This window comes from Promicromonospora xylanilytica (genome assembly GCF_054782895.1).
Window position 1 is genome coordinate 100,006 of the sequence record NZ_BAAGRP010000073.1, and the last position, 15,296, is coordinate 115,301.

General features: G+C 68.5%; 10 protein-coding genes. 9 read left to right on the forward strand and 1 reads right to left on the reverse strand.

Going from position 1 to position 15,296, the window contains the following annotated elements:
- Positions 1-70: 70 nt before the first annotated feature.
- A complete protein-coding gene (locus tag ACYVK7_RS22450) occupies positions 71-3,718 on the forward strand; it encodes an alpha-L-arabinofuranosidase C-terminal domain-containing protein (RefSeq protein WP_460889944.1) in 3,648 nt (1,215 codons plus the stop codon).
- 207 nt (positions 3,719-3,925) lie between these two features.
- A complete protein-coding gene (locus ACYVK7_RS22455) occupies positions 3,926-4,669 on the forward strand; it encodes a GTP pyrophosphokinase (RefSeq protein ID WP_460890025.1) in 744 nt (247 codons plus the stop codon).
- An 81-nt stretch (positions 4,670-4,750) separates the two neighbouring features.
- Here ACYVK7_RS22455 and arfA read toward each other — a convergent pair whose 3' ends face one another.
- Positions 4,751-6,283, reverse strand: a complete 1,533-nt coding sequence (gene arfA / locus ACYVK7_RS22460; protein ID WP_460889945.1) for an arabinosylfuranosidase ArfA — start codon at positions 6,281-6,283, stop codon at positions 4,751-4,753.
- A gap of 129 nt (positions 6,284-6,412) precedes the next feature.
- Here arfA and ACYVK7_RS22465 point away from each other — a divergent pair, with 129 nt between their 5' ends.
- The 7 genes from ACYVK7_RS22465 to mmsB all read left to right on the forward strand — a co-directional run bounded on the left by ACYVK7_RS22465 (position 6,413) and on the right by mmsB (position 15,265).
- Positions 6,413-7,477 carry a LacI family DNA-binding transcriptional regulator gene (locus ACYVK7_RS22465; protein WP_460890026.1) on the forward strand — a complete coding sequence of 355 codons (1,065 nt, stop codon included), beginning with the start codon at positions 6,413-6,415 and terminating at the stop codon, positions 7,475-7,477.
- Positions 7,478-7,726: 249 nt separating this feature from the next.
- Complete coding sequence (locus ACYVK7_RS22470) at positions 7,727-9,052, forward strand: ABC transporter substrate-binding protein (protein ID WP_460889946.1); 1,326 nt, start codon at positions 7,727-7,729, stop codon at positions 9,050-9,052.
- Positions 9,053-9,078: 26 nt separating this feature from the next.
- Positions 9,079-10,008 (forward strand): carbohydrate ABC transporter permease, encoded by a 930-nt coding sequence (locus ACYVK7_RS22475; protein ID WP_460889947.1) that lies wholly within the window; start codon positions 9,079-9,081, stop codon positions 10,006-10,008.
- The gene (locus ACYVK7_RS22480; RefSeq protein ID WP_460889948.1) at positions 10,008-10,925 is read left to right on the forward strand and encodes a carbohydrate ABC transporter permease; all 918 of its coding nucleotides are present in this window, start codon (positions 10,008-10,010) and stop codon (positions 10,923-10,925) included. The genes ACYVK7_RS22475 and ACYVK7_RS22480 overlap by 1 nt, the downstream gene beginning before the upstream one ends.
- Before the next feature lie 240 nt (positions 10,926-11,165).
- Positions 11,166-12,338, forward strand: coding sequence for a multiple monosaccharide ABC transporter substrate-binding protein (gene chvE / locus ACYVK7_RS22485; protein WP_460889949.1), 1,173 nt, complete (start codon positions 11,166-11,168; stop codon positions 12,336-12,338).
- A 177-nt stretch (positions 12,339-12,515) separates the two neighbouring features.
- The gene (gene mmsA / locus ACYVK7_RS22490; protein WP_460889950.1) at positions 12,516-14,087 is read left to right on the forward strand and encodes a multiple monosaccharide ABC transporter ATP-binding protein; all 1,572 of its coding nucleotides are present in this window, start codon (positions 12,516-12,518) and stop codon (positions 14,085-14,087) included.
- Positions 14,084-15,265, forward strand: coding sequence for a multiple monosaccharide ABC transporter permease (gene mmsB / locus ACYVK7_RS22495; protein ID WP_460889951.1), 1,182 nt, complete (start codon positions 14,084-14,086; stop codon positions 15,263-15,265). The genes mmsA and mmsB overlap by 4 nt, the downstream gene beginning before the upstream one ends.
- The last annotated feature ends 31 nt before the right edge of the window (positions 15,266-15,296 follow it).

The following is a 15,296-nucleotide window of genomic DNA, read 5'->3' on the forward strand; positions in this document are numbered from 1 at the left end:
TGGCGTGGTCCGCAGAAGATGACGTGGCTCCAAGACCCATCCGCACGATGACGTGAGAGAGGGAGCAGAGATGCCCACGAGTACAACGATGAAGAGATGGTCGAGGCGCCGAACGGCGATCCTGGCGGCCGCGCTCACCGTCGGGTTGGCGGCTCCAGCGGCCGCGATGCCCGCAGCGACGCCCGCAGCCATGCCCGCGATGCCCGCGGCGGCGTCCGACCAGCCCGCAGTCGCCGAAGGCGAGCACGCCGCCTACTTCTTCCCCTACTTCACCGGCGAGTCCGCCGCCGACGGCGAGACCATCTCGTTCGCCGTGTCCAACGGACCGGACCCGCTGGAGTGGACCACGCTCAACGGCGGCGATCCGGTGCTCACCTCCACGCTCGGCACCGAGGGGCTGCGCGACCCGTTCCTGACCCGCGGCGACGACGGCACGTACTACCTGCTCGCGACCGACCTCAAGATCCACGGTGGCGGCAACTTCGGGGACGCCCAGGAGACGGGCAGCCGCTCCCTCATGGTCTGGGAGTCCACCGACCTGGTGAACTGGGGCGAGCAGCGCGAGATCGAGCTCGCCCCCGAGAACGCGGGCAACCTGTGGGCGCCCGAGGCGTACTGGGACGAGGCGACGGGGGAGTTCGTCGTCTACTGGGCCTCGGCCCTGTACCCGGCCGACATCCCGCCGGCGGAGCGCGACATCCGCACGTCGTACCAGCGCATGCTGTACGCGACCACCACCGACTTCGAGACCTTCTCGGAGCCTCAGGTGTGGATCGACGAGCCGCAGGGCGACGGCCTCGGCATGATCGACTCGACGGTCCAGGAGGAGGACGGCGTCTACTACCGCCTCACCAAGGACGAGTCGTACATGGGGATGCGGCAGGAGTCGTCCACCGAGCTGCGCCGCACGCAGGGCGTGACGGAGGGCGACGGCTGGGACCTCATCACCGAGCGCGTCGGGTTCGGGCAGCCGAACCCCTGGGGCGGCACGTTCACCGGGGGCGAGGGGCCCACGCTGTTCCCGTCGCTCACCGATGACCGCTGGTTCCTGCTGCAGGACCAGCCGAGCTATCACGGTGGTCAGGGCTACATGCTCTTCGAGTCCGACGACCTGAGCAGTGGCGAGTGGACCGCCAACCTCGACGCGACCCTGCCGGCCAGCCCCCGGCACGGGACCGTCCTGCCGATCACCGCGGAGGAGCGCGAGCGCCTGGTGGCGGCCTACCCGCCGGCGGAGACCCCGGTGCAGGAGCACACGCTCGACGTCGACGCCGCGGCGGCGGGCACCGAGATGAGCGACGACCTGTACGGCGTCTTCTACGAGGACATCAACTACGCGGCGGACGGCGGCCTGTACGCCGAGCTGGTCCGCAACCGGTCGTTCGAGTTCGCGCCGACGGACAACGCGAGCTTCACCGGTATGACGGGCTGGGACGTCGTGCAGCGGCGCGGGTCGAGCGGGACCGCGGTCGTGGAGTCCGACCGCGACGAGTGGCTGAACGACGCCAACCGCGCCTACCTGACGGTCGAGGCGGACGGCCCCGGCGTCGGCGTGCGCAATGCGAGCTACAACGAGGGTGTCGCCCTCGGGAAGGGCAAGAAGTACGACTTCTCGGTGTTCGCGCGCAGCGACCGGTCGCAGCAGCTCCGGGTCAGCCTCGAGTCGCCCGACGGCGCGACCACGTACGCGTCCACGACCGTGCGGGTCAACGGCAGTGACCGGTGGAAGAAGCACACCGCCAAGCTGACCTCGAACGGGGCCGCCAACGACGCCAGGCTCGTGGTGACGGGCGGTGCGGCGGGCACGCTGCGCCTGGACATGATCTCGCTGTTCCCGCGCGACACGTGGGACGGCCCGGTCAACGGCCGCTCGGTGCTGCGCGAGGACCTGGCGCAGAAGGTGGCCGACCTGGAGCCGTCCTTCCTGCGGTTCCCCGGCGGCTGCGTCACCAACGTCGGCACCTTCGACACGTACCTGGAGTCGGACGGCGCGGACCGCCGTCGGACCTACCAGTGGAAGGAGACCATCGGGCCGGTCGAGGAGCGCCCGACCAACTGGAACTTCTGGGGCTACAACCAGACCTACGGCCTGGGCTACCTCGAGTACTTCGAGTTCGCCGAGGACCTGGGGGCGACGCCGCTGCCCGTGCTGTCCGTGGGCGCCAACGGCTGCGGCAGCACCATCCCCGAGATGACGGACGACGTGCGTATCGACCGGTGGGTGCAGGACACCGTCGATCTCATCGAGTTCGCCAACGGGTCCGTGGACACGGAGTGGGGCGCCAAGCGCGCCGCGCTGGGCCACCCCGAGCCGTTCGACATGAAGTACATCGGCCTGGGCAACGAGGAGAACACCCGCACGTTCGAGGCCAACTTCCCGCGGTTCCGGGACGCCGTCGAGGCCGCGCACCCCGAGGTCACCGTGATCTCCAACTCCGGCCCGGACGACACCGGCGCCCGGTTCGACGAGCTCTGGGAGTTCAACCGTGAGCAGGGCGTCGCGATGGTCGACGAGCACTACTACAACGACCCGTCGTGGTTCCTGTCGAACACGGAACGGTACGACTCGTACGACCGCGAGGGGCCGCACGTGTTCCTCGGCGAGTACGCCTCCCGGGGCAACGCCTGGTCGAACGCGCTGTCGGAGGCGGCGTACATGACCGGGATCGAGCGCAACGCCGACCTGGTCGAGCTGGCCTCGTACGCACCGATGTTCGCCAACGAGGACCACGTCCAGTGGTCCCCGGACATGATGTGGTTCGACAACGACGAGTCCTGGGGCTCGACGTCGTACTGGACGCAGCAGATGTTCATGACGAACACCGGCGACCAGGTGGTCCCGTCCACCCACGACGGTCCTGAGGAGACACCTGCGGACATCTCGGGCGGCGTCTTCCTGTCCACGTGGAACACGGCGGCCGCCTACGACGACGTGACCGTCACGGACAACGAGTCCGGCGAGGTGCTCTTCTCGGACTCGTTCGAGGACGCGTCGCGGTGGGACCCGAAGGCCGGCTCGTGGGCGGTGTCGGACGGCGAGTACGTGCAGTCGGCGGGCAACGTCACCGACGCCCGCTCGATCATCACCGACGCCTACGCCAAGGACTGGGACAACTACACCCTGGAGCTCGACGCCCGGAAGCTGAGCGGCAGCGAGGCGTTCCTCGTCGGGTTCGCCGCCGGGGGCCAGGACGACTTCTACTGGTGGAACCTCGGCGGGTGGAACAACACCCGCCAGGCCCTCCAGCGGGCCGACGGCGGCTCGGCGAACGAGGTCGCGGCCGTGGAGGGCCACCGCATGGAGACCGGACGGGACTACCACGTGAAGGTCGTGGTCTCCGGGCGGACCGTCGAGCTCTACCTCGACGGAGAGCTGCAGATGAAGTACTCCGAGCCGACCACCGAGTCGCTGTACCAGGTGGTCACGCGGGACGCCGAGACGGGCGAGCTGGTGCTCAAGGTCGTCAACCCGTACGAGTCCGTCGCCCGGACGGCGGTCTCCGTCGACGGATATGCGGTGGACGGAGCCGCCGACGTCATCGAGATGAGCGGGGCGCCGTCGGCGATGAACACCAAGGCGCAGCCCGAACGGGTGGTGCCCGAGGAGGGCACGGCAACGCTCGACGTCTCGGAGTCGGCCGGGAGGTCGGCTTTCACGTACGACTTCGCGCCGCACTCCGTCACGTTCCTCCGCCTGAAGGAGTCCACGGGCAGCTGACCCCCCGCCGAGGTAGTCCCCTGCCGAGGTAGTCACCTGGCGAGGTAGTCATTCAGCTCACGCTGGGTGACTACCTCGCCAGACGACTACCTCGCCAGACGACTACCTCGGCAGGGGAAGGATGGGGGTTTTCAGCCCATGGGACCGCTGGCAAGCCGTACGGTGGACCCCGTGAGCAAGCTGCCAGAGGACGTCCGGGAACGCCCGATGCCTGATCCTGCCGAGCTGCGTCAGCTGGTCGCCGACCTTCGCCGCCTGGTGCTGACCTACAAGTTCGGGATCGACGAGGTCATGACCAAGGTCTCGATCCTGCGCGACGAGTTCCGGCACATGCAGAACTACAACCCCGTCGAGCACGTGGGTTCGCGGCTCAAGTCGTTCGAGTCGATCGTCGCCAAGTGCCGGCGCAAGGGCATACCCCTGACGCCGGACGGTATTCGTGAGCAGATGTTCGACGTCGCCGGGGTACGGATCACCTGCAGCTTCGTCAACGACATCTACCTGGTGCGAGACATGCTCCTCAAGCAGTCGGACATGACGCTGCTGGAGGAGCGCGACTACATCAAGAACCCGAAGGCCGCCGGGTACAAGTCGCTGCACCTGATCGTGCAGATCCCGGTGTTCCTGTCCGACCGGGTCGAGAAGGTGATCGTCGAGATCCAGCTGCGCACCATCGCCATGGACTTCTGGGCGAGCCTCGAGCACAAGATCTACTACAAGTACGACGGTGACGTGCCCCGGCACCTCACCGACTCCCTCAAGCTCGCCGCCGACGTCGCCTGGTCGCTGGACACCTCGATGGAGCGCATCCACGACGAGGTCAAGGCCATCTCGGGCGACGAGGAGCCGCTGGCGAGCCGGCACAACCTGCACACCCCCGAGGAGATGCTGCGCGACTTCTGGCGTGCCGCGGAGGCCGACGGCGGTTTCGGCTTCGACAGCGAGAGCTGACCCCCTTGTGGTGGTGGGCGTGATCGTGGCGCTTCGACCAGGCGTACAGCCGCAACGATCACGCCCACCCCAAGGAGGGCCTCAGCGGGTCCTGAGGGTTCCCGACAGGGCGGTCCAGGACTCCGGGGGCAGTGTCACCGTCGTGGCGCCGGCGTCCGCGGCGGCGACCCGGCCGGCGACGTCGAACGCGCCCCAGTGCTCCGCCGCCACCTTCTCCGCGTGCTCCGGGCCGGCGACGGCGGTCTCGTGGTCGGCGGTCATCGACCAGCCCTCGGCGACCTCGAGCGTCGCACCCAGGTGCGAGAGCTCCACCTCGACCGGCTCCGCGGAGCGGTTGGTGAGGAACAGCGCGACGGCGCCGTCCGCCAGGGTGGCCGCCGCCGTCACCGCGGGCACCTCGCCGTGCGCCCTGGTGGTGATGGTGGGCGCCGAGACACGCAGGTCGAGCGCCTCGCCCCGGGCGAGCCGCGCCGTCGTCGCGAAGGGGTGGAAGGTCGGCTGCCGCCAGGCCTCGCCGCCCGGCTCGGTCATGATCGGCGCGATCACGTTGACGAGCTGGGCGAGGCACGCGACCGGCACCCGGTCGGCGTGGTTCAGCAGCGTGACCAGCAGGTCGCCCACCACCACGGCGTCGAGCCCGGAGTAGACGTCCTCGATGATGCGTGGCGCGTCCCGCTGGATCGGCAGGTTCTCCTCGCCGTGGAAGCGGGTGGTCAGGTACCAGACGTTCCACTCGTCGAACGAGATGGTGATGCGCTTGTCGGAGCGGCGCTGTGCTCCCACGGCGTCGGCCGACGCGACGACCCGCTCGATGAACCGGTCCATCGCGGTGCCCGAGCCGAGGAACGACGCGCGGTCGCCGTCGACCTCCTCGTAGTAGGCGTGCATCGAGATGTGGTCCACGAGGTCGTACGTGTGCTCGAGCACCGTGCGCTCCCACGCGCCGAACGTGTCCATCTGCATGGACGACGACCCGCACACGACGAGCTCGATCGACGGGTCCACGAGCTTCATCGCGGCGCCGGCGTTCCGGGCGAGCTTCCCGTACTCGTGCGCGTCCTTGTGCCCGATCTGCCAGGGGCCGTCCATCTCGTTGCCCAGGCACCAGAGCTTGACGCCGTACGGCTTCTCGCGGCCGTTGGCGATGCGCAGGTCGGCCCAGCGGGTGCCTGCCTCGCCGTTGCAGTACTCGAGCAGGGCGACGGCCTCCTCGACACCGCGGGTGCCGAGGTTGACGGCCATCATCGGCTCGATGCCCTCGCGCTCGGCCCACTGCAGGAACTCGTCGGTTCCCACGAGGTTGGGTTCGACGGTGCGCCACGCGAGGTCGAGGAACGGCTTGCGCTGCTCGACCGGGCCGACGGCGTCCTCCCACCGGTAGTTCGACACGAAGTTGCCGCCCGGGTACCGGACGGTCGTGACGCCCAGCTCACGCGTCAGGTCGGCGACGTCGCGGCGGAAGCCGTGGTTGTCGGACGTCGGGTGGCCCGGCTCGTGGATGCCTGTGTAGACCGCGCGCCCGAGGTGCTCCACGAAGGAGCCGAACAGGCGGCGGTCGACGGCGCCCACGGTGAAGTCGGGGTGCAGCAGCACGCGGGTGCGGGAGGTCGTCATTGTTCCTCGCTGATCGGTCGACGGTTCTACAACGTTGCACACTAGCCGATCGACGACGCGCGGGCGACGACGTTCCTCTACCCTGTGGGAAAAACTCGCCGAGTGGAGGCTGGCAGCGTGGCCGTGACGATGCACGACGTGGCACAGCGCGCAGGCGTGTCCATCAAGACCGTGTCGAACGTGGTGAACGGCTATCCGTACATCCGCGCGCAGACCCGTGAGCGGGTCGAGGCCGCTATCGACGACCTGGGCTATCGGGTCAACATGTCGGCGCGGAACCTCCGCACCCGGCGCACGGGGCTGATCACCCTGGCAGTCCCGGAGCTGTCGCTCCCGTACTTCGCGGAGCTGGCCGACGCCGTCATCTCCGCGGCCGACGCCGCGGGGTGGACGGTGCTGATCGAGCAGACGAGCGCGAGTCGCGAGCGGGAGACCGAGGTGCTCTCGGGCCGGCGCAGGCACCTCACCGACGGACTGATCTTCTCGCCGCTGGCGCTCGGCCCCGACGACCTCGGCCTGTTCACCGTGGACTTCCCCCTGGTGCTGCTCGGCGAGCGGGTCTTCGGGGCGCCGGCCGACCACGTGACGATGAACAACGTCGCGGCGGCCAGGGCGGCGACGCTGCACCTGGCCTCGCTCGGCCGCCGCAGGATCGCCCTGATCGGGGCGCACGAAGGGGAGCAGGTCGGTTCGGCGGCTCTCCGGACCGCCGGCTACCGCGAGGGGCTCGAGGCGGCGGGGCTGCCGTTCGCGCCGGAGCTCGTCGGCGAGGCGGGCCTCTGGCACCGCTCCACCGGCGCGGAGACGATGAGCCGCCTGCTCGACGACGGGGTGGAGCTCGACGCCGTCTTCGCGCTCAACGACGCACTCGCCCTCGGCGCCCTGCACGCCCTGCACGCGCACCGGATCGACGTGCCGGGGGACGTCGCGCTCATCGGGTTCGACGACGTCGACGACGCGAAGTACTCGGTCCCCGCGCTGTCCTCCGTGGACCCTGGCCGGGACCAGATCGCGCACACCGCCGTGGAGCTGCTGCTGGAGCGCATCGGCGCGACCGGTGACCCCGCCCCGTTCCGCCAGGTGGTGCCGGACTCGCGGATCGTCGGCAGGGAGTCGACGGGTGAGGACGGCGACGTGGTGGGTGTCCAGCCGGGCGGCACCGTGGAGGTCGCTGCGGACCTGAGCTGGGCCTGACCGGCCGGGGCGACGTGGCCGGTCGTTTCATCAGGTGATCGGCGCCTCGGGCTGCCGATCACCTGACCAACTGCCGATCAAGCGCGTCGAACCTCTTGCCATGGGCGGCAGGTACCCGGTAGAACGGTGCTCGGCGTTCCTACAACGTTGAAAAGAACCCCGGTGACGACGCCGGGCGCACCTCGGCCTCCGGCCGTGGGCACCGAATCAAGGAGGACTCGGATGCGTAGATCAGCCCGAAGCCGGGGCATGGCTGCCGCAGCCGCCATGGCCGTCTCCGCCGCGGGGCTCGCGGCCTGCTCCGGCGGTGGCGGCGGTGCCGAGGAGGCGACCTGCACCAACGAGATCAAGCAGGCGGACGCCACCCAGGTGACCGTGTGGGCGTGGTACCCGTCGTTCGAGACGATCGTGGACCACTTCAACGAGACCCACACCGACCTGCAGGTCTGCTGGACCAACGCCGGCCAGGGCGCCGACGAGTACAACAAGTTCCAGACCGCCATCGAGGCGGGCACCGGCGCGCCCGACGTGATCATGCTCGAGGCCGAGGTGCTGCCCACGTTCACGATCCTCGACTCGCTCGTCGACCTGTCCGAGTACGGTGCCGGCGAGCTCGAGGGCGACTACACCCCCGGCTCCTGGTCCGACGTGTCCAACGGCGACTCCGTCTACGCGATCCCCGTCGACGGCGGCCCGATGGGCATGCTGTACCGGGCGGACATCTTCGAGAAGCACGGTGTGGAGGTGCCGACCACCTGGGACGAGTTCGCGACGGCGGCCCAGGACCTGCGCGACGCCGGCTTCGAGGGCCACATCACCGACTTCCCGACCAACGGCAACGCGCTCAACTACGCGCTGTTCGCGCAGAACGGCTGGGAGCCGTTCCAGTACGACGCCGCGAAGCCCACCGAGATCGGCATCGACGTCGACAGCCCGGAGGCCGAGGAAGTGCTCGACTACTGGAAGGGCCTGATCGACGACGACCTGGTGGCCACGGAGGACGCGTTCACCACCGACTACAACGCGGCGCTCGTCGACGGCACCTACGCCGTCTACCTCGCGGCCGCGTGGGGCCCTGGCTACCTGCAGGGCCTGTCGGAGGCCGACGCCGACGCCGAGTGGCGCGCCGCTCCGCTCCCGCAGTGGGACCCCGAGAACCCGGTACAGGTGAACTGGGGCGGCTCCACGTTCGCCGTGACCACCCAGTCCGAGCAGCCGGAGGCCGCGGCGACGGTCGCCAAGGAGCTGTTCGACACCGAGGAGGCCTGGAAGCTCGGCGTCGAGGAGGCGGCCCTCTGGCCGCAGTGGAAGCCGATGCTCGAGTCGGACTGGTTCACGGGGCTGGAGGCACCGTTCTTCGGCGGTCAGAAGATCAACGAGGAGGTGTTCCTCGACGCGGCCAACGGGTACGAGGGCTTCGCGTTCAGCCCGTTCCAGGTGTACGCGTACGACCAGCAGACGCAGGCCCTGTACGACATGGTCGAGCAGGACACCGACGCGGCCACGGCCCTGAGCACCATCCAGGACGGTCTGGTGCAGTACGCCACCGAGCAGGGCTTCACGGTCGCCGAATGAGCTCGGGAATGAGCTCGGGAACGAGTGTGAGCGAGAGCGCCGTCGCGACGCGGGCGACCCGGCCGACCAGCAAGATCGCCAGCCGGCGGCAGCGCTGGGGGTACGTGTACGTGGCTCCGTTCGCCGCGGTCTTCGCGGTGTTCCTGGTGCTGCCGCTGGGCTACGCCCTGTGGATGAGCCTGCACACCAAGGGCATCGCGACGGCCGGGCGCAGCGTGTTCGTGGGCGCCGACAACTACGTCAAGGCGTTCACGGACCCGGTGTTCCTGGAGGGCCTGTGGCGGGTGCTCCGGTTCGTGCTGGTCATGGTGCCGGTGCAGATCCTGGTCGCGCTCGTGGCGGCGCTCCTGCTCGACACGCTCGCCACGCGGCTGAGCCGGGTCTCGCGCCTGCTGATCTTCGTGCCGTACGCGATCCCCGCCGTGATCGGCGCCCTCATGTGGGGCTTCCTGTACAGCCCGCGGTTCGGGCCGGCGCAGGACGTGTTCGGCCTGGTAGGGCTCACCGCGCCGAACTTCCTCAGCTCCGCCAACATCTTCGGGTCGCTGGTCAACATCGTGACCTGGCAGTGGGTGGGGTACTACATGATCATCATCTACGCGGCCCTGCGGTCGATCGACCCGTCGATCTACGAGGCGGCGGTGCTCGACGGCGCCGGCCGGCGGCAGATCGCGCTGCGGATCAAGGTGCCGATGATCTCGTCGTCGATGGTGATGATCGTGGTCTTCGCGCTCATCGGCACCCTGCAGTTCTTCACGGAGCCGCAGGTGCTGCGGTCCTCCGCGATGGGCGCGATCCCGTCCGACTACACCCCGAACATGTACGCGTTCGCCACGGCGTTCAACTACAGCCAGTTCAACTACGCCTCGACGCTGGCGTTCTCGCTCGGCTTCCTGGTGTTCGTGGGCTCGTACCTGTTCCTGTTCCTGACGCGCAAGCAGAGCGGGCTCAAGTGATGGCGAACTCGACAGCTCTTTCCCGGACCCGCGCGGAGCGGCGCGCAGCGGAGCGCACCACCTCGGAGCCCGTGGGCCAGGGCCGCCGGCTCGGGTCGCACGTGGTGCTCGTGCTGCTGGCGCTCTACTTCGTGGTGCCGCTGTGGTGGCTCCTGGTGGCGTCGACCAAGACGAACGCCGGTCTGTTCGGCGGCGCGCCGCTCTGGTTCGGCACGGACTTCGCCCTGGCCGACAACATCGCCGGGCTGTTCAGCCACCAGGGCGGCATCTACTGGGTCTGGTTCCGTAACTCGTTCGTGTACGCGATCGCGGGCGGGGTGGGCGCCACGGTGCTGTCGGTGCTCGCGGGGTACGGACTGGCCAAGTATCGGTTCCGCGGCCGGAGCGTGTTCTTCGCGCTGCTGCTCGGTTCGGTGATGGTGCCCATGACGGCCCTGGTGATCCCCACGTTCGTGCTGCTCAGCGGGATGGGCCTGCTCAACACCATGTGGGCGGTGATCCTGCCGTCGCTGCTCAGCCCGGTGGGTGTCTACCTGGTGCGGGTCTACGCGCAGGACGCCGTGCCGGAGGAGGTGCTCGACGCCGGACGCGTCGACGGTGCGGGTGAGATCCGGCTCTTCTTCCAGGTGGTGCTGCCGCTGCTGCGCCCCGCGATCGTCACTGTGCTGCTGCTCACCACCGTCGCGACATGGAACAACTTCTTTCTGCCCCTGGCCGTGCTCCGGGACCCGAACCTGCTCCCGGTCACGGTCGGGGTCTACAACTGGCAAGCCCTTTCCAATGCCGGTGCCGGTGGCGAGCAGGTCTGGAACCTGATCGTCACCGGGTCCTTCCTGTCGGTGGTTCCGCTGGTCGCGGCGTTCCTCTCCCTGCAGAAGTACTGGCAGGGCGGGCTGTCGCTGGGGAGCGTCCGGTGAGACCCGGACCCCGACTGCCGGGTTCAAGAGTTGTATCGATGGCGTAACCATTCAGGAAGATCTCCTTACATACCTTCGACCACGGCTACGGTGATCCCCGTCACCGAATAATCGTGGCGGGTTGCAACCGGCACGGTTTTGACCAACGCAGGTGTGAGCGTTCACAATCTGTTGCGTTCACAAAGTGAAGTCGGCCGGGTCGCAGAGACGTCGCCCGGGGAACCTCGAAGAGGAGATGTCATGGCAAGGAAGCTGTGGGCCAGGCGCGGTCTGGCCGCGCTGGCAACGGGCACGATGGCCGTCTCGCTCGCCGCGTGCGGCGGCGGTGGCGCAGGCGCCGGTGGCGGCGCCGATGACGGTGCCGGGGACGGGGAGCCCGGTGGTCTCGTGGGTGTCGCCATGCCTACCCAGACGTATGAGCGCTGGATCGCGGACGGCGACGCCGTCAAGACCGGTCTTGAGGACGCCGGGTACGACGTCGACCTGCAGTTCGCGGGCGACGACATCCCGACCCAGCAGCAGCAGATCGACGCGATGATCAACAAGGGCGCCGAGGCGCTCATCATCGCCTCGATCGACGGCACCGCGCTGGGTAGCCAGCTCGAGGCCGCCGCTGCCGCGGACATCCCGGTCATCTCGTACGACCGCCTCATCCGCGACTCGGAGAACGTCGACTTCTACGTCACGTTCGACAACTACGAGGTCGGCGTGCAGCAGGGCACCTCGCTGCTGACCGGGCTCGGCATCCTCGACGAGAACGGCGAGGAGGCCGCTGACGCGCCCGAGGACCCGCTGAACGTCGAGCTCTTCGCCGGCTCGCCCGACGACAACAACGCCGGGTTCTTCTTCGACGGCGCGATGTCCGTGCTGCAGCCGTACCTCGACGACGGCACGCTGGTCGTGCCCTCCGAGCAGACGAACTTCGACACCGTCGCCATCCAGCGCTGGGAGCAGGAGGGCGCGCAGAGCCGCATGGAGGACCTACTCACCTCCTCGTACAGCAAGGGCGAGCAGAACGTCGACGGCGTGCTCGCGCCCGCCGACGTGCTCTCCCGCGGCATCATCACCGCGCTGAGCAACTCCGGTTACGGCAAGGGTGACCTCGACATGCCGATCGTCACCGGCCAGGACGCCGAGGCGGCGTCGGCCAAGCTGATCGAAGAGGGCAAGCAGTACTCGACGATCTTCAAGGACACCCGCCTGCTCGCCGAGCAGGCAGTCATCGCCGCCACGTCCTTCCTGGAGGGCGAGGAGCCCGAGGCGAACGACACGGAGACGTACGAGAACGGCGTGAAGGTCGTGCCGTCGTACCTGCTGCCCACGGTGATCGTCACCGCGGACAACCTCGAGGCCGAGCTGATCGAGTCCGGCTACCTCACCGAGGAAGAGGTCGCTTCCGGTCAGACCGACTAGGTCTGACTTCCCTCGGTAGGTCAGGTCGACACCGCTGGTGGTCCGGTGGGCGGTCGGTGGTCGCGCTCCCAGAGACTCAGGTCTCCGGGAGCGCGGCCGCCGGCCGCCCCAGGAGCCGGACCGGTGTCGAGCCTCCGTAACACCCCCACTGGCGACAAGTACGCGACAAGGACTGGCATGGCCGATTCGGCGCCGACCGACATCCTCGAGATGCGCGGCATCACCAAGACATTTCCTGGGGTCAAGGCGCTCCAGGACGTCAACCTCACCGTCCGTCGAGGCGAGATCCATGCGATCTGCGGCGAGAACGGGGCGGGCAAGTCCACCCTGATGAAGGTGCTCTCGGGTGTGTACCCGCACGGCACCTACGACGGCGACATCGTGCTCGACGGCACGACCGCCCAGTTCGGCACGATCAACGACTCCGAGGCGCGTGGCGTGGTGATCATCCACCAGGAGCTCGCGCTCGTCCCGTACCTGTCGATCGCCGAGAACATCTTTCTCGGTAACGAGCGCCGCCGTGCCGGTGGCGCGATCGACTGGAACCGGACGAACGCGGAGGCGGCCACGCTGCTCGAGCGGGTCGGGCTCAAGGAGTCGCCCACCACCCCCGTCTCCGCGCTCGGCGTCGGCAAGCAGCAGCTCATCGAGATCGCCAAGGCGATCTCCAAGGACGTGAGCCTGCTCATCCTCGACGAGCCGACGGCGGCGCTGAACGACAACGACTCCGAGCACCTGCTGGGGCTGCTGCGCCAGTTCAAGGCGCAGGGCATCACGTCGATCATGATCTCCCACAAGCTCGCCGAGATCGCCGAGATCGCCGACCGCACCACGATCATCCGGGACGGCCGCTCGATCGAGACGTTCGACATGGCCGAGGCGGGCGGGTCGTCCGAGGCGATCCAGAACCGCATCATCCGCGGCATGGTGGGTCGCGACCTCGACAACCGGTACCCCGACCGCGAGTCGCACCCCGGTGCGGAGGTGCTGCGGATCGAGGACTGGACGGTGTACCACCCGACCCAGCCAGGGCGCGTCGTCGTCGACAAGGCGAACCTGAACGTGCGCGCCGGCGAGGTGGTCGGCATCGCCGGCCTGATGGGCGCGGGGCGCACGGAGCTCGCGATGTCGGTCTTCGGTCGTTCCTACGGCCGGGACATCTCCGGAAAGGTCTACCTGGACGGCCGCGAGGTGTCCGTCGGGACCGTGCCGGACGCGATCAGGGCAGGTATCGCGTACGTCTCGGAGGACCGCAAGCAGTACGGGCTCAACCTCATCGAGGACATCCGCCGCAACATCTCAGCGGCGGGCCTCGGCAAGCTGTCGAAGAACGGCTTCGTGAACGAGCACGAGGAGCTCAAGGTCGCGGGCGAGTACCGCGATTCCATGAACATCCGCACCCCGAACGTGCTGGTGGAGGTGGGCAAGCTCTCGGGTGGCAACCAGCAGAAGGTGGTGCTGTCCAAGTGGCTGTACACCGCACCGGAGGTGCTGATCCTCGACGAGCCCACGCGCGGTATCGACGTCGGCGCGAAGTACGAGATCTACACCATCATCAACGAGCTGGTCGCAGCGGGGAAGGCCGTGCTGGTCATCTCCTCGGAGCTCCCGGAGCTCCTCGGGATCTGTGACCGCATCTACACCCTGGCCTTCGGCCGCATCACTGGCGAGGCCGACGTCGCCTCAGCCACCCAGGAAGGACTCATGGCTCTCATGACGCAGGAGACCACGCAGGAGACGAAGGCATGACCGGCATCGCGAACATCAAAGACCTGTTCACCCGCAACCTGCGCCAGAGCGGGATCTACATCGCGTTCGTGCTGATCATCGCACTGTTCTCGGTGCTCACCGACGGACTGCTGCTCAGCTCGCGGAACATGACCAGCCTGGTGCTGCAGTTCTCGTACATCCTGATCCTCGCCATCGGCATGGTGATCATCATCATCGGCGGGCACATCGACCTGTCCGTCGGGTCGGTGGTCGCGCTGACCGGTGCGGTGGCGGCCGTCGTCGTCATCCGGGGCGGTCAGCCCTGGTGGGTCGGTGTGCTCGCCGCGCTCGGTACGGGTTTGTTGGTCGGCGCCTGGCAAGGGTTCTGGGTGGCCTACGTGGGCATCCCGGCGTTCATCGTGACGCTGGCGGGCATGCTGCTGTTCCGCGGGCTCACGCTCGAGGTGCTCAACAACGTCTCGCTCTCGCCGTTCCCGGCCGAGTACACGTCCATCGCCTCCGGCTTCCTCAACGGGCTGCTCGGCGGCTACGGGTACGACACGTTCACGCTCCTGATCTTCGCGATCGGTGTGCTGGGCTTCGCGTACAACGCATGGCGCAACCGCCGCGCGCGCATCGCCTACAAGCAGACCGTCGAGGCGCCGGTGCTGTTCGTGCTCAAGCTCGTCGTGGTCGCGGCCGTCGTCATGTGGTTCGCGTGGAACCTCGCCACGTACCGCGGCCTGCCCGCCGTGCTGATCATCCTCGCGGTGCTGGTCATGGCCTACACGCTGGTCACGAAGCACAGCGTGTTCGGCCGCCACGTCTACGCCATCGGTGGCAACCTCGCCGCGGCGCAGCTGTCCGGTGTCCGCGTGCGGCGCGTGAACTTCTGGATGTTCGTGAACATGGGCTTCCTCGCCTCGATCGCGGGCATCGTGTTCTCCGCCCGGTCGAGCGCCGCCCAGCCGGGAGCGGGCAACATGTTCGAGCTCGACGCGATCGCGGCGTGCTTCATCGGTGGCGCCGCCGTGACCGGCGGCATCGGCACCGTGACCGGCGCGATGGTCGGTGGTCTGATCATGGCCGTCATGTCGAACGGCATGTCGCTCATGGGCGTCGACCAGTCGACGCAGCAGATCGTCAAGGGTGTCGTGCTGCTCCTGGCCGTCGCCTTCGACGTCTGGAACAAGAAGCGGGCGGCCGCCGCGCGCTGATCCCTCCCGGCGTTCGCGCCGACCCAGTGAT